Source organism: Streptomyces sp. NPDC006463, assembly GCF_042870715.1.
Taxonomy (GTDB): Bacteria; Actinomycetota; Actinomycetes; order Streptomycetales; family Streptomycetaceae; genus Streptomyces.
This window is the reverse complement of sequence record NZ_JBIAHP010000020.1, coordinates 42839-59382: the sequence shown is the minus strand read 5'-3', so window position 1 is coordinate 59382 and position 16544 is coordinate 42839. Positions and strand designations below refer to the sequence as shown.

The 16544-nt window shown below is 72.0% G+C and carries 19 protein-coding genes; all 19 read right to left on the bottom strand.

Annotation, left to right across the window (positions count from 1 at the left end; genetic code table 11):
• Nucleotides 1–28: 28 nt before the first annotated feature.
• The 19 genes from ACFYOB_RS30340 to ACFYOB_RS30250 all read right to left on the bottom strand — a co-directional run bounded on the left by ACFYOB_RS30340 (nucleotide 29) and on the right by ACFYOB_RS30250 (nucleotide 16477).
• Nucleotides 29–3967, bottom strand: a complete 3939-nt coding sequence (locus ACFYOB_RS30340) for an amino acid adenylation domain-containing protein (protein WP_388565067.1) — start codon at nucleotides 3965–3967, stop codon at nucleotides 29–31.
• Nucleotides 3968–4228: 261 nt separating this feature from the next.
• The gene (locus ACFYOB_RS30335; protein ID WP_388565064.1) at nucleotides 4229–4441 is read right to left on the bottom strand and encodes an MbtH family protein; all 213 of its coding nucleotides are present in this window, start codon (nucleotides 4439–4441) and stop codon (nucleotides 4229–4231) included.
• A 5-nt stretch (nucleotides 4442–4446) separates the two neighbouring features.
• Complete coding sequence (locus ACFYOB_RS30330; RefSeq protein ID WP_388565061.1) at nucleotides 4447–5082, bottom strand: 2-hydroxychromene-2-carboxylate isomerase; 636 nt, start codon at nucleotides 5080–5082, stop codon at nucleotides 4447–4449.
• A gap of 70 nt (nucleotides 5083–5152) precedes the next feature.
• Complete coding sequence (gene fabG, locus ACFYOB_RS30325; RefSeq protein WP_388565058.1) at nucleotides 5153–5902, bottom strand: 3-oxoacyl-[acyl-carrier-protein] reductase; 750 nt, start codon at nucleotides 5900–5902, stop codon at nucleotides 5153–5155.
• A gap of 47 nt (nucleotides 5903–5949) precedes the next feature.
• Nucleotides 5950–6429 carry a 3-hydroxyacyl-ACP dehydratase FabZ family protein gene (locus tag ACFYOB_RS30320; protein WP_388565055.1) on the bottom strand — a complete coding sequence of 160 codons (480 nt, stop codon included), beginning with the start codon at nucleotides 6427–6429 and terminating at the stop codon, nucleotides 5950–5952.
• The gene (locus ACFYOB_RS30315; RefSeq protein WP_388565053.1) at nucleotides 6426–6827 is read right to left on the bottom strand and encodes a 3-hydroxyacyl-ACP dehydratase FabZ family protein; all 402 of its coding nucleotides are present in this window, start codon (nucleotides 6825–6827) and stop codon (nucleotides 6426–6428) included. The genes ACFYOB_RS30320 and ACFYOB_RS30315 overlap by 4 nt, the downstream gene beginning before the upstream one ends.
• The gene (locus ACFYOB_RS30310) at nucleotides 6827–7075 is read right to left on the bottom strand and encodes an acyl carrier protein (RefSeq protein WP_388565051.1); all 249 of its coding nucleotides are present in this window, start codon (nucleotides 7073–7075) and stop codon (nucleotides 6827–6829) included. The genes ACFYOB_RS30315 and ACFYOB_RS30310 overlap by 1 nt, the downstream gene beginning before the upstream one ends.
• 29 nt (nucleotides 7076–7104) lie before the next feature.
• Nucleotides 7105–8214, bottom strand: a complete 1110-nt coding sequence (locus ACFYOB_RS30305; RefSeq protein WP_388565048.1) for a beta-ketoacyl synthase N-terminal-like domain-containing protein — start codon at nucleotides 8212–8214, stop codon at nucleotides 7105–7107.
• Between the two features lie 64 nt (nucleotides 8215–8278).
• Complete coding sequence (locus tag ACFYOB_RS30300; RefSeq protein ID WP_388565045.1) at nucleotides 8279–8662, bottom strand: hypothetical protein; 384 nt, start codon at nucleotides 8660–8662, stop codon at nucleotides 8279–8281.
• Nucleotides 8662–9069 (bottom strand): hypothetical protein, encoded by a 408-nt coding sequence (locus ACFYOB_RS30295; RefSeq protein WP_388565043.1) that lies wholly within the window; start codon nucleotides 9067–9069, stop codon nucleotides 8662–8664. The genes ACFYOB_RS30300 and ACFYOB_RS30295 overlap by 1 nt, the downstream gene beginning before the upstream one ends.
• Entirely contained in the window at nucleotides 9070–9414 is a 345-nt protein-coding gene (locus ACFYOB_RS30290) for a hypothetical protein (RefSeq protein WP_388565041.1), read from the bottom strand.
• Complete coding sequence (locus tag ACFYOB_RS30285; RefSeq protein WP_388565038.1) at nucleotides 9411–10379, bottom strand: hypothetical protein; 969 nt, start codon at nucleotides 10377–10379, stop codon at nucleotides 9411–9413. The genes ACFYOB_RS30290 and ACFYOB_RS30285 overlap by 4 nt, the downstream gene beginning before the upstream one ends.
• Nucleotides 10376–11224 (bottom strand): alpha/beta fold hydrolase, encoded by an 849-nt coding sequence (locus ACFYOB_RS30280; protein WP_388565036.1) that lies wholly within the window; start codon nucleotides 11222–11224, stop codon nucleotides 10376–10378. Before ACFYOB_RS30280 ends, ACFYOB_RS30285 begins: the two co-directional genes overlap by 4 nt.
• A gap of 19 nt (nucleotides 11225–11243) precedes the next feature.
• Nucleotides 11244–12137, bottom strand: coding sequence for a beta-ketoacyl synthase N-terminal-like domain-containing protein (locus tag ACFYOB_RS30275; protein WP_388565033.1), 894 nt, complete (start codon nucleotides 12135–12137; stop codon nucleotides 11244–11246).
• Nucleotides 12134–13285: a beta-ketoacyl synthase N-terminal-like domain-containing protein gene (locus tag ACFYOB_RS30270; protein ID WP_388565030.1), complete on the bottom strand. Its 1152-nt coding sequence runs from the start codon at nucleotides 13283–13285 to the stop codon at nucleotides 12134–12136. The genes ACFYOB_RS30275 and ACFYOB_RS30270 overlap by 4 nt, the downstream gene beginning before the upstream one ends.
• Nucleotides 13282–14547 (bottom strand): beta-ketoacyl-[acyl-carrier-protein] synthase family protein, encoded by a 1266-nt coding sequence (locus ACFYOB_RS30265; RefSeq protein ID WP_388565028.1) that lies wholly within the window; start codon nucleotides 14545–14547, stop codon nucleotides 13282–13284. Before ACFYOB_RS30265 ends, ACFYOB_RS30270 begins: the two co-directional genes overlap by 4 nt.
• A 32-nt stretch (nucleotides 14548–14579) precedes the next feature.
• Complete coding sequence (locus ACFYOB_RS30260; RefSeq protein WP_328930670.1) at nucleotides 14580–14834, bottom strand: acyl carrier protein; 255 nt, start codon at nucleotides 14832–14834, stop codon at nucleotides 14580–14582.
• Between the two features lie 126 nt (nucleotides 14835–14960).
• Complete coding sequence (locus ACFYOB_RS30255) at nucleotides 14961–15728, bottom strand: IclR family transcriptional regulator (RefSeq protein WP_388565024.1); 768 nt, start codon at nucleotides 15726–15728, stop codon at nucleotides 14961–14963.
• Nucleotides 15725–16477, bottom strand: coding sequence for a thioesterase II family protein (locus ACFYOB_RS30250; RefSeq protein WP_388565022.1), 753 nt, complete (start codon nucleotides 16475–16477; stop codon nucleotides 15725–15727). The genes ACFYOB_RS30255 and ACFYOB_RS30250 overlap by 4 nt, the downstream gene beginning before the upstream one ends.
• Nucleotides 16478–16544: the final 67 nt, after the last annotated feature.

Here is a 16544-nt window from a genome sequence, read left to right as displayed (position 1 = left end):
CTCCACCCTTGAATGGCTTGCGGTTTCCTCAGACACCGGCCGCGTCCGGGACGGCGGCGGCCGGGGCGGCCGCTTCGATGCGGAGCAGCTCGGCGGCGACGATCCGCCCGATCTCGGCCAGGGCCGCGGGCTTCATCAGGTCGTTGTGGTTGCGCTCCAGGTGGTGCACGGTGATCTCGCCCGCCACGTACGGCCGCCAGGTCTCCGGGGTCGGGGAGATGTCGACCTTGTCGAGGGACGCGACCAGGACGGTCACGTCCCCGCCGTAGCGGCTGGGCACGAACTCGTGGACGAGGGTGCGCCCGTTGGCGTAGACCCGGCCGATGGCCTCGATGTGATGCTGCTCCAGGCTGGCCAGCGAGCTGCCGAGCTTGCGCAGGATCTCAATGACCTTCTCGTGCTTGAGCGGCTTCTTGCCGAGGTAGCGGCGGTCGTAGCCGACCCAGCGCAGCAGGTCGGCCAGGATCTCCTGTTCGCCGAGCTCGGCGAGGGTCTGGCCGGGGTAGGTGTCGAGGATGGCGAGCAGCCCCACCTCTTCGCCGGCCCGCTCCAGCTGGGAGGCGATGACGTGGGCGGCGATGCCGCCGGAGGAGTAGCCCAGCAGGTGGTACGGGCCGTGCGGCTGGATCTTACGGATCTGCTCGACGTAGTCGGCGGCCATCTCCTCGAAGGTGGCGGGGAGTTCGCCGGTGCCGGCCAGGCCGCGGGCTTGGAGGGCGTAGACCGGGGTGTCCTGCCCGAGGTGCTTGATGATGCCCGCGTAGCACCAGCCGAGACCGCCGGCCGGGTGCACGCAGAAGACCGCCGGACGGCTGCCGTGCGGGCGCAGCGGCAGGACCACGTCGAGCGGGTCCTCGGCGCGGTCGCCGTCGGCGATCCGGGCGTCGAGGAGAGCCGGGGTGGGGGCCTCGAAGATGCTGCGGATGGTGAGTTCGGTGCCGAAGGTGGCGCGGACCCGGGACACCAGCCGGGTGGCGAGCAGGGAGTGCCCGCCCAGGTTGAAGAAGTTGTCGTCCATGCCGATCCGGGGCAGCCCGAGCACCTCGGCGAAGAGGCCGCAGACGATCTCCTCGCGCGGGTTGCCCGGGGCCCGCCCGGCGGCGGCCACGGCGAGGTCGGGGGCGGGCAGCGTCTTGCGGTCCAGCTTGCCGTTGGGGGTCAGGGGGAGCTCGGGGAGGGTGACGAATGCGGCCGGGACCATGTGCGCGGGCAGTTCCCCGGCCAGTTCGCGGCGCAGTTCGTCGGGGCCGGGGGCACCGGTCGGTGCCGGAACCAGGTAGGCCACGAGGCGCTTGTCGCCCGGGGTGTCCTCACGGGCGACGACGGCGGCGTGGGCGATGCCCGGGTGCCGGGCGAGGGCCGCCTCGATCTCGCCGAGCTCGATGCGGAAGCCGCGGATCTTGACCTGGTCGTCGGTGCGGCCGAGGTAGACCAGGGCGCCGTCGGGGGTCCAGCGGGCCAGGTCGCCGGTGCGGTACATGCGGGCGCCGGGCGGCCCGTACGGGTCGGCGACGAAGCGCTCCGAGGTCAGTCCGGGGCGGCCGAGGTAGCCGCGGGCGAGCTGGACGCCGGCGAGGTACAGCTCGCCGGGGGCGCCGGGTCCGGCCGGGCGCAGGGCCGCGTCCAGGACGTAGGTGCGGGTGTTCCAGACGGGACGGCCGATCGGGACGGCGCCGTCGCCGGGGGCGCATTCCCAGGCGGTGACGTCGACGGCGGCCTCGGTGGGGCCGTACAGGTTGTAGAGGCCGACCCGGGGCAGCACCCGGAAGAACTGGTTCTGGAGCTCTCCGGGAAGTGCCTCGCCGCTGCAGACGACCCGGCGGAGCACGGAGCAGCCGGCCGCGGCCGGCTCCTGGACGAAGACCTGGAGCATGGACGGCACGAAGTGCGCGGTGGTGATCCGCTCGGTGCGGATCAGTTCGGCGAGGTACGCCGGGTCCTTGTGGCCCTCGGGGCGGGCGACGACCAGGGTGGCGCCGCTGATGAGCGGCCAGAAGAACTCCCAGACGGAGACGTCGAACCCTGAGGGGGTCTTCTGCAGTACGCGGTCGTCGGCGCCCAGTCCGTAGCGGTGCTGCATCCACAGCAGCCGGTTGGCGATCGCCCGGTGGGATACGAGCACACCCTTGGGCCGGCCGGTGGAGCCCGAGGTGTAGATGACGTACGCCGGGTGGTCGCCCGTCGGGGCAGGGCCGTCGGCGGGGCCGGGGGGCTGGGCGGCGAGCAGGTCGGCGGTGTCGTCGATGTCGAGGACGAGCAGCGGGGCGTCCAGTCCGGCCGGCAGGCGCACGGCCGTCTCGGCGGTCATGAGCAGCAGCGCGGGCCGGGCGTCGGCGAGCATGTACCGGATGCGCTCGGCCGGGTAGTCCGGGTCGACCGGGACGTAGGCGGCGCCGGTCTTGAGGACCGCGAGCAGGCCGGTGACGAGGTCCGCGGAGCGGGGCACGGCCAGCGCCACCATGCTCTCCGGGCCGACGCCGCGGGCGCGGAGCACGTGGGCGAGGCGGTCTGCACGGTCGTGCAGTTCGCGGTAGGTCAGGGAGCTGCCCTCGAAGCGGAGCGCCTCGGCGTCCGGCGTGCGCAGGGCCTGGGCCTCCAGGAGCGCGGTCAGGGTCGTCTCGGGGACCTGGTGCGCGGTGTCGTTGTGGCGGCGTACCACCAGGTCGTCCTCGGCGGCGTCCAGCAGGTCGATGCGGCCGACCGGGGAATGGGGGTCGGCGGCGGCCAGCTGGTGCAGGAAGCCGAGGAAGCGGTGCTGGTGGGCGGCGATCTCCTCGGGCGAGTAGAGCGCGGGGTTGGCGTCGAAGTCGACTTGGAGGCCACGGCCGTCGGAGCGCTCGTAGACGATCAGCGACAGGTCGTCGGAAGGGCCGATGGAGAGGTTGTTGACGAGCGCGGGGAACTCGCCGAAGGCCAGCTTGTAGTCGAACATCATGATGTTGATCTCGGGGCCGGCCAGGCGGCCGCCGCCACCCAGCAGGTTGCGGTCGCGCACCAGGTCCTCGTACCGGTAGTGCTGGTGCTTGACCGCGGCGCGCAGCTCGGCCGAGACCTGGGCGAGCAGGCCGGCCAGGGTCATGTCCTGGGTGACCGGGACGCGCAGCGGGACGACGTTGGAGACCATGCCCGGTACGGCGCGGGCGGCCTTGCCGAGCCGGCAGGAGACCGGGACGCCGAGAACGACCTCGTCGGCGCCGGTGGAGCGCTGGAGGTAGAGGGCGGCGGCGGTCATCATCGCGGCGGGCCAGGTCACGCCGACCTCGCGGGCGGTGTCGCGCAGCGCCTCCAGGCTGTCCGCGGGGAGGAAGGCGGTACGGCGCACCAAGCCCTGGGGCATGACGGGCTTGCGGTCGGAGAGGCTGACCGGCTCGGGGCAGCCGGTCAGCCTCTCCCGCCAGAACTCCCGGTCCGCGGCGAAGCGTTCGGAGGCGCGGTAGGCGGTGTCGGCGTCGACCAGGTCGGCGACGGTGGCGAAGCCGCTCGGCTCGGGCTCCCGGCCTTCGGCGAGCGCGGTGTAGAGCTCGGCGGCGCGCCGGGTGAGCAGCGCGACGGCGAAACCGTCCACGGTGACGTGGTGGTAGCGGTAGAACCAGAAGGTACGGTCGTCGGCCACCCGCAGCAGGGCGAAGCGGAAGAGCAGGTCCCGGCGCGGGTCGACGGGCTCGGCGAGCGTCTGGCGCATCCACCGCTCGGCGGCCGCTTCCGGTTCCGCCTCGTGCCGCAGGTCCAGCTCGTCGAGCGCCCACTCGGGGTCCGGGTCGGCGCTCTGCGACAAGCCCTCGTCGTCCTCGACGATGCGCATCCGCAGCGCCTCGGACTCCCGGACGAGGCGGCGCAGCGCCATCTCGAAAATCCCGTGATCCACCGCGCCCCGGATATCGAGATATTCGGCCGCATTGTAGATCGGGTTTTCCGGGTCCAGCTGCTGGGCGAACCAGATTCCGGCCTGCGCCGCGGTAAGTGACATACCGTCTCCACCGAGCATGATTCTCATCCACCCCTAGCAGACAACGTGTGGCCGAAATCTCAAGCCGCGATTTTGTGGAACGAATTCCACTCTCGCATCCGCCCGAAATCACCGACAACGGCCACTGCATCAACCTGCCAACAGGCCCCGGCAACGGAGAACGGGCGTTGCAGATACCTGCCAACGCCCGTCCGTGGCGCGGCCGCGCCGCGTCCCGCCCGTGTGCCCGGATGCGCTCCGGTGTTCTCCCGTGTTCCCGGGTCAGGCCGCCATGGCCTGGACCAGGCTGGTCGGCCGCATGTCCGTCCAGTTCGCGGTGATGTGGTCGAGGCACTCCTGGCGGCCCGCCGCGCCGTGGCGGACGGTCCAGCCCGCCGGCACCTCGGCGAACGCGGGCCACAGGGAGTACTGGCCCTCGTCATTGACGAGTACGTAGTAGCTCGCGCTGTCGTCCTCGAAGGGATTGGTCGCCATGATGGTCATCCTTTCTTTTGGGCCGGGCGGCCGGCCCGCACGGATTCCGCGAATCCGGGCAGCCGGTCGACACCCCAGTACTTGTCAAATCCGACGATGAAGAACGGGACGCCGAAGACTCCGTCCCGGTGGAGCGAGTTCAGTGCCTGAAGACCCACCTCGCGAATGCGGGGGTCGGCGTGCGCGCCCTCCGCCACCAGTGGGTCGATGCCGACCTCCTTGCCGACGCGGCCCATCACGGCCGGATCGGAGATGTCCTCGCCCAGTTCCCACCGGGTGCGGTAGGTCTCGGCGATGAACTCGGGTCCGGCGCCGAGTTCGGCCGCCGCCAGGTAGGCCAGGTGCGAGACCTCCCAGCGCGGCGCGGGGTCCACCGGCCACACCATCTCCAGGCCCCGGGCCCGGGCGAGCCGACGGACGTCCTGGAGGATGTACAGGTGCTTCTCCTTGGACATCGGGACGTACGGCAGCTTGATGTTGCTGCGCTCCAGCTCGTCCAGGGCCGGCTCGTCCGGCTCCCAGAAGGGGATCCATTCGAGCTGGTCGGCCACGTCCGGGTAGCGGTCCACCAGGTCGCGGTACGCCATCCAGGAGTAGGGGCTGCGGAAGGAGAAGTACCAGCGCGGTCCGCGTCGTGCCATCACCGCCTCCAACGGTTTCGTACGGGTGGTTCGAGTGCTTCGAGTGGTTCGGACGGTTCGGTGGGGCGGTTCAGATGGTGATGCCGCCGTCGATCTGGAGCACGGCACCGGTGATGTACGCGGCCTTGTCGGAGACCAGGTAGGCGACCAGCTCGGCGACCTCCTGCGCGGTGCCCATCCGGCGCAGCGGGATCGAGGAGAGCGCCGCCTTGCGGGCCTTGTCGTTCATCTCGGCGACCATGTCGGTCTCGATGAAACCGGGGGCGACCGCGTTGACGCGGATGCCGGCCCGGCCGGTCTCCTTGGCCAGGGCGCGGGTGAAACCGATGATCCCCGCCTTGGAGGCGGAGTAGTTGGTCTGGGTGGGGTGGCCGTAGACACCGGCGACCGAGGATATGTTGACGATCGCTCCGCCGCGGCGCTTCATCATGCCGAAGACCGCTGCGCGGCAGACGTGGTAGACGCCGTCCAGGTTGGTGTCGAGGACCTGTCGCCACTGCTCGTCCTCCATCAGGACGAGCGGGTTGTCGCGGGTGATGCCCGCGGCGGTGACGGCCGCGTCGACCGGTCCCAGCCGGTCCTCGGTCGCCTCGATCCAGGCGCGTACGGCGGCTCCGTCCGCGACGTCGGTGCGGGTGCCGACCACGTGTACGCCGAACTCCTCGCCCGTCTTCTCCAGGGTGCGCGCCGCGTCGTCGTCCGAGCGGTAGCAGAACGCGACGTCGAATCCGTCGCGGGCCAGCGCGCGGACCGTGGCCCGGCCGATGCCGCGCGAACCGCCGGTCACCAGGGCGACCCGGCTCGTCGTACTGTCTGACATGGTCTTTCTCTCCTCAGGCGGGGCGGGCGGTCAGGCGCTCGGTGCGCTCAGGCGGTGGCGGGACGCAGGGCCGCGGCCGGGCGGAAGGCCATGACGATCCGCCCCACCGTCATGACCGTCTCGCCGGCCGAGCGGGTCTCTCCCTCGAACAGCAGGGTGTCCTCGACCTTGCGGTCGAGACGCACCCGGTGCTCCAGGACCTCGCCGGGTAGCACCGGCCGGTGGAACTCGACGCCGGTCATGCCGCCGAAGAGCATCACCTGGCCGTCGAGCACGTCCGGGTTGGGGTCGTCCCAGGTGGCGAGGACGCCGGCGGACTGGCACCAGGACTCGACGAGCAGCGCCGCCGGGTAGGCGAAGTCCTCGTCGGGGGTGTCCGCGCCGAGCGGCTCGTACCAGGGTTCGTTGCAGGTGACCGCCTTGAGGGCGATCAGCCGCTCGCCGGGGACGACGTCGACGACGCGGTCCACCAGCAGCATCGGGAAGCGGTGCGGAAGCCGGGCCCGGATGTCGCGCTGGCCGATCATGCCGCCACCCGTGCGCTCGCCGCGAGGCCGTAGCGCAGCCGGACGCCGGCGGCGGGGCCGCGCCCGGTGGTGAGCTTGGCCCGGCACTGCCAGTCGCCGGCCGGAGTCCGCTTCCAGGCCAGGTCGATGTCCACCTGGTCGCCGGGGAAGACCGGTCCGGTGAAGCGGGTGGACTCCACCGCGGCCAGCACGGCGCCCTTGGCGGCCTCGGGCAGGGTGGCCTCGGCGCTCTGCCGGGCGCATTCGACCAGGCAGACGCCGGGGAAGATCGGGAAGCCCGGGTAGTGGCCGGGCAGCACGGTCTCGGTGTCGGCCACGGTGAACCGGGCCGCGGTGCTCAGCTCGCCGTCGGCCGGCAGCACCTCGACCGCGCCGCGCAGTGGGCTGGCGGCGGGCATCAGGCCGCCCGCGCGGTGTCGAGCTTGCCGAGCAGGAGCTCGTAGGCGCTCTGCAGGTTGACGATGTACTTGAGGTCGGACTCGGGCAGCTTGATGCCGTACTTCTTCTCCAGCACCACGACGACCTCCAGCGCCATCAGCGAATCGACCTCGAGGTCGTCGACGAAGCGCGCGGTGTCGGTCACATCGGCCACCTCGACGTCCAGTACCTCGGCCACGAGGCTGCGCAGTTCTTCCTTCTCCAGCACGGTTCGGTTCCTTTCGGGAGGGCGGGGGCTCAGCGCAGGCCGAGCAGGGCGCAGCCGACGGTGCCGGTGCGGTCCACGGAGGTGATCACGCCGAACCGGCCGGCCGCATCCGCGGGCCGGTCCTCGGCGTACGACAGCAGGGCGGCGGCCTGGAAGGCGGCCGCGGCGGCGCCGGTGTCGCCGATCAGGCCGGTGGGTGTCAGGTCGGCGGGCTCCGCCGACCCGAACACCTCCCGCACCGCGTCGGCCTCGCCCCGGCCCTCGCGGCCGGGCGCGCCGGAGCGGGCGACGGCGGCGACCTGGCCGGGTTCGACGCCGGCCCGGCGCAGCGCCGAGCGCAGGCAGGAGACGAGGGCGGGGCGGGTGTCGCCGTCGAGGACGACGCCGAGTTCCACCGCGAGGAGTTCGGCGAGCACGGGCTGGCCGGGGTCGCCAGGGGTGTGCGGTTCGACGAGCAGCATGGCGCAGCCCTCGCCGAGTACCGGGGCCCCGTCCCCGGCGGCGTCGCCGCTGTGGTGCTCAAGCCAGGCGCGGGCCTGGGAGAACTCCTCGGCAGCGCCGCACAGGACGGTGCGGGCGCGGCCCGCACCGAGCAGCCGGCGCGAGTAGTTGAGGGCGTGCAGGCCGGCGGTGCGGCCGCCCGCGATGGTGGCGTTGGGGCCCTTGAGCTGGTACCAGATGGCGCTCTGGCCGGCCGCGCAATTCATGACGGTGTTGGGGAACCGCGCCGGGTCGACGAAGAAGGGCTGCTCGCCGGTGAGGGAGTCGCGGGTGAAGTCCATCATGGACTGGGCGCTGCCCGTGGTGGTGCCGAGCGCGAACGCCGCGCCCTCGCCGGTGCCGACGGCGCGGTTGCGCTCGGCGTCGTCCAGCAGGGATCCGACGGCGGTGACCGCGAGGCCGGTGACCCGGTCCATCGAGCGGGTGCCCTTCTTGCCGAGCACCTCCCGGATGCCGAACGCGGGCACGACACAGCCCACGCCGTCCGGAACGGTGCCGTGCTCGGGGCCGAGTTCGGTGACGGTGGCGCGCCGTTCCCGCAGTCCCTCGGTGAACGCGGCCCTGCCGATGCCGTACGGCGACACGGCCGACCAAGCGGTGATCACCGGGCGTCCGGCGCCCGTGGTGAGGGTGGTCATGACCGTCACCTGTTCCTTTCCGTGGTGGGGTGTACGTGACGAACGCGGCGCAGCGGCGCCGGGTTCAGAGGAAGAGGACCATCCGGTAGTCGGTCCACCGCTCGGCCGTCTCTCCCCGGCGGGTGAGTCCGATGCCCTCGATCAGCGGGTGGGCCGAGCCGAGGGCCTCGATGTCGGGTTCCTCCACCCAGACCCGGACGCCCGCGCCGAGCAGGGTGCGCAGCCCCTCGCGGGGGTCGCTGAGGGTGTCCACCGTGCGGTTCCCGATGCGCAGGGCGGGCACGGGGCCCGCGTCCACGGCGTAGGACACGGCCGAGCCGCGCAGCAGGATGTCGAGGCCGCCGAGCTGCCGGTGCAGTTCGGTGGCCAGGTAGAGCTCGTCGAAGAACTGCTTCTCGAGCGCGCCGCGGTAGCCGCGCTCCACGATGGCCAGCACCCGGTCGTCCATCAGAGCACCCCCAGGTGCAGGGTCTTGTCGGCGGCCGCGACGTTGGCCGCGTATCCGGCGGGCGGGCGGAGCACCACCTGGGGCAGGTGCTCCGCCGCGCCCCGGTCGTCGCTGCAGAACCGGCAGCCGTACCAGTACAGCCGGTCCGGGTACGCGGTGATCAGTTCCTCGGCCAGCGCGGCCGTGGAGGGGTAGCCCCGGTTCCAGTCGGCCAGGTTGCGCGGCTTGTCGGGGCCGAGGACGCGCTGGGTGAGAAGGGTGGCGTAGCCGCACGTCCACACCTGTACGGTGGCGCCGCGCTCCAGAAGGGCCTGGGTCAGCCGCAGGGCGCTGGTGACCTGGTCCGACGCGTGGGGGGCACCCATCAGGGTGATGAGCACGTCGGTGTGCGGAATCTTCCTGGCCATCTAGTGCCACACCACCCGGACGGCCGGATCGAGGATCCAGCCCGCCACCACGTCCATGCCGACGACCGACAGTTCGGGGCGCAGCTCCGCCGTGTCGAGGCCGTGCTGGGCCAGCGAGAAACTGTCCGCGGCCAGCACCCCGCCCTCCTTCTGGAACCGGTCCAGGTCGCTGTCGCTGCCGGGAACGGCGAGCACGACCCCGTCCTGGACCAGGAAGAGGAGCGCCGACTGCCCGGTGAGCACCTGCGTGACGGCGTCGCGCCGGAAACCGGCGTCCCGCGTCACGCGGCCCTGGCTCTCGATGAGCAGCAGCCTGGGCGTGCCGCTGTCCCAGATCTCGCTCACGCCTGCGGCGCTCCGCTGATCGCGTCGACGACGCGCTGGTCGAAGTTGACCAGGCTCCAGTCGCGGCGGTTCTCGATGACGGCGTAGCCGTGGACGATCCGGCCGGTGGCGGTCTTGACGAGCTTGCCGTCGCGCAGCACGTAGAAGTCCATGCGCGAGGTGTAGGTGAAGTCCTTGAAGACCTCCTCGACGGTGTAGACCGTGTAGAGGTCCTCCTCCATCAGCGCCTCGTCGAGGATGCGGATGTCGGAGCGGGGCACGACCGGGATCCAGCGGCGGTCGTCGAGCAGCGTCTTGATGGAGATGCCGCGGTCGGCGACGAAGCGGTCCTTGCCCTCCTCCATCAGGCGCAGGTAGCCCGACATCTGGATGCGCTCGGTGAAGTGGCAGTACGGGTACGGGATGTTCCACTTCCAGGCGTACGCGTTCTGCCCGGCGGTCAGCGAGGCGAGGATCTCCTCCTCGGCCGGGGCGGCGCTGCCCGGCTCGCGCTCCAGGTCGTCGCCGAGGGTGGCGACGGCGAAGCGGGCGAGCTGCTCCGGGACCTCGCCGGCGGCCTCCAGGTAGGTGTCGACGCGCAGCGAGACGCGGACCTTGGAGGTGACGGCCTTGAGGGTCTCGCCGCCGCGCTCGAACCGGATGGTGACCTTGAAGCCGATGGTCCCGTCCTCGTCCTTCGTCCAGGGCACGACCTCCGCCTCGGCGACGTCGTCCATGTGGAAGGCGTGCAGGATGCGGGAGTCGATGGAGACCAGGTCCAGGCCCAGGCCGTGCTCCTCGTACAGGGCGCGGGCGGGCAGCCCGGCCTGCCGGAAGTGGTCCAGGACGGCTTCCTCGACGAGGTAGTTGACGTGCTTGAAGCCGATCCAGGTGCAGATGTTGGACCCCTCGTAGCGGGGTCGCACCTGCGTGCTGGTGGCGGTGGTCAGCAGCGCCTTGACGGCGGTGTCCGTGACGAGGGTCATGCGAGGGGCTCCAGGGCGTTGAGGAGGACGGCCCCGCCCGGCGGGGTGAGGCCCATGGTCGAGTTGACGAAGCTGCTCACGGCGGCGGCGAAGGGCTCGGCCGCGTCGAGCATGGGGAAGTGCCCGCTGCCGGGCAGGACGCGGGACACCGCGTCGGGGAGGGCCTCGGCCAGCGCCACGCCCTCCTCGGCGCGGGCGGCGAAGTCGTCCTCGCCGGCCAGCACCAGGGCCGGAGCGGTGATCCGGCCGGTCTGGAGGGCCGGGGTGCGCAGGTAGAGGTCGAAGAACCGGAACCAGCCGTACGGGCCGACCCGGTCGCGGACCCGCTCCCCCATCGCCTGCTGGATGTCGGCCGGGAGCCGGCCGCCGGAGTGGGCCCGGATTCCCTCTTCCATGATCAGGTGGAAGTCGTTGAGGTAGTAGGCGATGGTGCTCCAGTCGAACTGTTCCGTCCGGCTCCGGTAGAACGGGGACACCAGGACCAGGCCCCTGATGCCGAACTGCCGCAGCGCGTCGACGCCGCCCCGGTTCTTCTGGTCGAGCAGGTCGAGCAGCACGTTGGCCGCCATGGAGTGGGCGACCACCACGTCGGCGCCGCCCGGTACCGCCTCCAGCGCCTTGGCGAGCCAGCCGCGCAGGTTGGGCTGGTCGTTCCACTCGCCGATGGTCTCGGTGCGCCACGGCAGCCGGGCCGTCCACACCTCGTACGACGACGGCAGCAGGGGGATCACCCGCTCCCAGACGCTGTCGTTGGCGGCGAGGCCGTGCAGCAGCAGGACACGGGGTCCGCTGCCGTCCGTACGCCGTTCCACGGCGACCGGACGCAGGTCCACATGGGTGTTCACCACGGTCTCCTCCCGGCCCTCAGGCCGCTTCGGGGGCGTGCAGCATCAGGTCCGCCCGCGCGTCGTCGGCGGCCGTGCCGGCCACCGCCTGGACCGGGCCGGGCTCGCCGGCGTCGAACCAGCCCACGGCGGCGGCGATCTGGAGGACACCGGACGCGCCGGACGCCTTCCCGAAGTGCTCGGGCAGCTGCCAGCGGCGGCCGCGCGGGCTCAGCTCGCCCGCTCCCCGGCTGTACTGCCCGAGCACGGCACGCACCGTCGCGGAGCGGGTGGCGGCCGCGGCCTTGGACTCGACCACGAGGGCCGCCCCGCCGTCGACGGCGCGGGCGCCGCCGAGCAGTCGGCGCACCACGGCGTTGTCGGGTTCGATGCCGAGCACCAGCACCCGGTCCGCCCGGCCGGCCGCGATGAGCGTGGCCGCCCAGTGGACGGCGTCCAGACCGGAGGTCTCGCCGTTGCAGACCATCAGGTTGGGGCCGCGCAGCCCGTAGCGGATGGCCGCCGAGGAGGCGATGACGTTGCTGGAGGCGTTGGGCAGGTCCATCGGGCTGGTGGCCGTGACGGTCTCCTCGCGGATGGTGTCCAGCGCGCGGGTCACGGTGTCCAGGTTCCCGAAGTTGGAGCTGGCGACGACGCCGACGCCGGCCGCGGGCACGGTCAGCCCGTCCTTCTCGTCGGCGCCGAGCAGGCCGGCGTCGCGCAGGGCGGCGGCGGTCAGCGCGTAGCCGAGCTGGGTGGCCCGGTCCTTGTACCGCAGGCCCTTCTTGCCGACGTGGGCGGCCGGTTCGACGGGGGCGCCGCCGACGGCGGGTCCGTCAGCGAGGGCCCGTACGGTGTCGGTGCCCGGCAGCAGTACGGCGGCTCCGGTGACCACCACGGTGGTGCCGGTGCCCTGGGTGGTCTGCGTAGTCATCGGGGTCCCTCCACAATGGCCACGGCGTTGATCCCGCCGAATCCGAAGGCGTTGAGCTGGGCCACCTTGAGCGGCTGCCCGGTGACCTCCCGCCCGGTGACGAAGCGGAACGGTGCGGCCTCCTCGACCGGCTCGTCCAGGCCCACGGTCGGCGGCACCCGCCCTTCGTTCAGGGCTCGTACGCCCATGATCAGGTTGATCAGACCGGACGCCCCGGAGGTGTGCCCGGTCATCGACTTCACGGCGGTCATCAGCGGGACGGAGGCGTCGTCGCCGAGCACGTCGGCGAGGGCCGCGGCCTCCGCCTCGTCGTTGAGCAGGGTGCCGGTGCCGTGCAGCATCACCAGGTCGACGTCGGACGGCTTGACGCCGGCCAGCGAGTGGGCGGTGCGCATGGCTTCGGCGATGCCCTCCGGGGAGGGCGCGGTGACGTGGTACGCGTCGCAGTTGACGGCGACGCCGCGCAGCCGGCCGTGGACCTGGGGGGCGCCTTCCTCGGTGCGGCGGAGCACGATCGCCGCCGCACCGTCGCCCATCAGGACGCCCGTGCGGTTGCGGTCGAAGGGCCGCACCCGGTCGGGCGGGGTCGGGTGGACCCGCTCCAGCAGCCCGTACATGGACTCGGTGAGCACGTCGACGCCGGCCACGATCACGGTGTCGGGGGCGTCCTCGCCCTCCTGGCTCAGCAGGTCGGAGCCGAGCGCGAGGGCGTACAGGGAAGCCGAGCAGGCGTTGGAGAAGGTGTGCGTGACATCGGCGTTGAACCGCTCGCGCAGCCCGGTGCCGAAGTGCAGCCCGGAATCGGCGAACGGGGATCCGTCGCGCCACCACAGCTCCAGCGAGCGCAGTTCGCGCAGCCCGGTGCCGACCAGGATGGGGATGCCGGACAGGTCCTCGCCCAGGCCCGCGTCGGCGGCGGCCTGCGCGATGGCCTCGTGCAGCAGCCGGCTGGCGCGGCCGGGGACGTCCTCGCCGACGGCTGGTCGGTCGTCGACCTCGTAGGCGTGCTGCGCCCGGAACCTGGTGCGGTCGAAGCCGCGCAGTTCGGCGCGGCCGCTCACGCCCGCGCACAGGTTCTCGAACAGTTCACCGACACCGGAGCCGGTGGCGGCGACGGCGCCCATCCCGATGATGGGGCGGATCGTCATGACGCCTCCTTGATCGCGTCGTACCGGCCGAGCAGTACCGCCGCGTTGTTGCCTCCGAAGGCGAGACCGTTGTTCTGAACGATCCGCAGGTCGGCCTCGACGGCCTGGTTCGGCACGCAGTCGACGTCGCACTCGGGGTCGGTGGTGACATGGTTGATGGTGGGGGGGATGAAGCGGTTCTGGATGGCCAGGGCGCAGCCGATGGCGCCGAGGGCGCTGGCGGCGCCCATGCTGTGGCCGAGCATCGACTTCATGGAGACCGTCCGGGGAGGCGTGTCTCCGAAGACCTGGCGGATGGCGCCCGCCTCTGTGATGTCGTTGGCCTTGGTGCCCGTGCCGTGCGCCGAGATGAGGTCCACCTCGTGCGGTTTGACGCCCGCGTTCTCCAGGGCGAGCCGCATCAGTTCGGCGACGCTGTCCCGGTCGGGTGCCACTTGGTGGTGGGCGTCGCAGTTGAGCCCGTAGCCGAGGACCTCGGCGTAGATGGTGGCGCCGCGCTCCAGGGCGGAGTCCAGGCGCTCCAGGACCAGGACGCCCGCGCCCTCGCCGGTCAGGATGCCCTTGCGGTCGATGTCGAAGGGCTGGCACCGGTCCGGGGCGATGGTGCCCAGCCGGTAGAAGCCCGTGAACGTCTTGCGGCACATCGCGTCCGCCCCGCCGCAGAAGGCGAACTCCGCCTCACCGGAGCTGACGGCGTCGAAGCCGTAGCCGATGGCGTAGTTGCCCGCCGAGCAGGCGGTCGGGATGGTGAGCGCCTCCACGTCGGTCAGGCCCAGTTCCTGGGCGATGGCGATCGACAGCCGCCCGGCCGGCACACGCCGGGCGGCCACGGGGTCGAACGTGCCGGTACCCGCGGCGAGTTCGAGCTCGACCAGCTGGTCGAGGTCGTAGCTCTCGCCGTCGGTGGTACCGATGGAGATCAGTCCGCGCTTTCCGCGCAGCCGCGTCAGGTCGAGGCCCGAGTCCTCCAGGGCCATCCGGGCCGCCGCCGTCGAGAACTGGGCGGCCCTGCCGAGCTGTTCCACGTCCAGCGTGCTGATCCAGTCCCGCGGGTCGAAATCGGTGATCTCGCACCCGTTGGCGTGGGCGAATCCCTCCGTGTCGAACACGGAAATGGGCCTGGCACCGCTGCGGCCCTCACGGAGCCCCTGGAGGAACTCCTTCGCGCCGAGTCCGATGCTGGACACCACTCCCAGTCCGGTGAGAACCACCCGGTGCCGCTCCGGCTGGATCCGGCCGGTGGCGTGCTCTGCCGCCGTCATGGCAACCTCTCCCATCCGCCGCAGCGGGTCGACTACCAGTTGGCCGGCTCCGACACGACCTCGTAGACGCCCTTGAGGTTCACCATGCGGGGCAGCTCGCTCTGGTTGATGACGATGCCGAACTCCTTCTCCAGGGCGGCCAGGATCTCGATGGCGCGGAGCGAGTCGGCGTCGTGGTCCTCCTTGAAAAGGCTGACCTCGGTGACCTCGTCCTCCTCGATCTCAAGAATGTCGCAGACAATTTCCTTGATGGTTTCGAGACGCTCGTCGCGCGTAGCAGTCGTCACGCTTTTTCCCCTTCTCGGATTTGCCGCCGCATTCGCGCGGCACGGTTACTCGCACTGGAATGGTGCGGTCGCGGGTTCTTTTCTCACAACGACGGCTGCAACAACCTGCCATCGTCCGCGGATAATTCAGGATCCGGCGTGTTCCACCGGGTGGAGATCCCCCGGGGCCCGCAGCAACACGTCGGCGAGGAAGGCGGCCGCGTCCACCGCCGCGCCCCCCAGCAGCCGGTCCGGAGTCTCGGGCATACGGGCCGCCCGGCCGGTCAGCACCAGGGCAGCGGCCGCCGGCCCGGCGCCGGTGCGGACGGGCACGGCGTAGGAGATGGCGCCGGGAGCGATGGGATCGGGCCCGTACGCCCAGCCCCGGCGGCGCACGCCGGACAGGTGCGTGGCGGAGAAGCGGGCGCGCAGCAGTGCCTTGTACAGCTCGTCGGGCTCCTCCCAGGCGTACAGCACCTGCGCGGCGGGCCCGGCGGAGGCCGGGCGGGCCGCGCCGACGGCCGCCGCGTCGACCGCCACCACGTTGTCCATGGAGGAGGCGATGCAGATCTGCAGGCTGCCGCGCCGGCGGTAGAGCCGGGCGTCCAGTCCGGTGTCCGCGTGCAGGTCGGCCAGCACCGGGCCGGCGGCCTCGGCGAGGCGGTCGTGGCGGGCCTCGACGGCGAGCAGGCCGAGCCGCGGGCCGAGCACGAAACGGCCCTGGAGATCGCGGGTGAGCAGGCCGAGCCGTTCCATGGCGATCGCGATCCTGTGGGCGGTGGGGCGCGAGAGACCGCTGTGCGCGACCAGCTCGACCAGGGTGGCAGGCCCGCTCTCCACGATCTCCAACAGGACGGATGCCTTGTCCAGCACGCCCACCCCGCACATCGGCAGTGGCCTCACGGCGGTACTCACCGCTGCGCCACCAGCCTCGCGCGGATGTCTCCGATGAGCGCCGCCCGCTGTTCCACCAGGTAGAAGTGGCCGCCGGGCAGCACCTTGAGCTCGAAGCCGCGCGGGGCGAGTGCGGACCACGCGGCGACCTCGTGGGGCGCGACGTCCGGGTCGCCGTCGCCGACGTAGCCGACGACCGGGCAGGGCAGGGCGGTGCCGGGACGCGCGGTGTAGCGGGCGACGGCGGTGAAGTCGCCGCGGATCGCGGGCAGCACCAGCTCGCGCAGGGCCGGGTCGTCGAGTAACGCGGAGTCGGTGCCCCCGATCCGCTTGATCTCGGCGACGAGCTCCTCGTCGGTGCCGAAGGCGGCGGCGCGCGGGGTGAGCAGGTGCGGGGCCCTGCGGCAGGAGACCATGAGCAGGCTGGGCGCGGTCCCGTACCGCTCCGCGAGGCGCAGGGTGATCTCGTACCCGAGGGTGGCGCCCATGCTGTGGCCGAAGATCGCCAGCGGGGCGTCCAAGTAGGGCGGGAGTTCGTCGGCGATGGCGGCGGCGAGCTGCTCCAGCTCCGTCCAGGGTTCCTCGGCGATGCGCTCCTGACGGCCCGGGTAGCGTACGGCGAGCACTTCGACGTCGTCGCCGAAGGCGTGCCCCCAATCGTGGAAGAAGCCGGCCGAGCCGCCGGCGTGCGGCAGGCAGAGCAGCCGCGTCCGGGGCGCGGCCCCGGTGGCGAATCTGCGCAGCCATCTGCTCTCGGTGCCAAGTGGCATGGTGCGTGGTCTCCTTGTGGGCGTGGCGTGGCGTGCGGTGGTCAGGCCGCGGCGGCCGGGCGGTCCA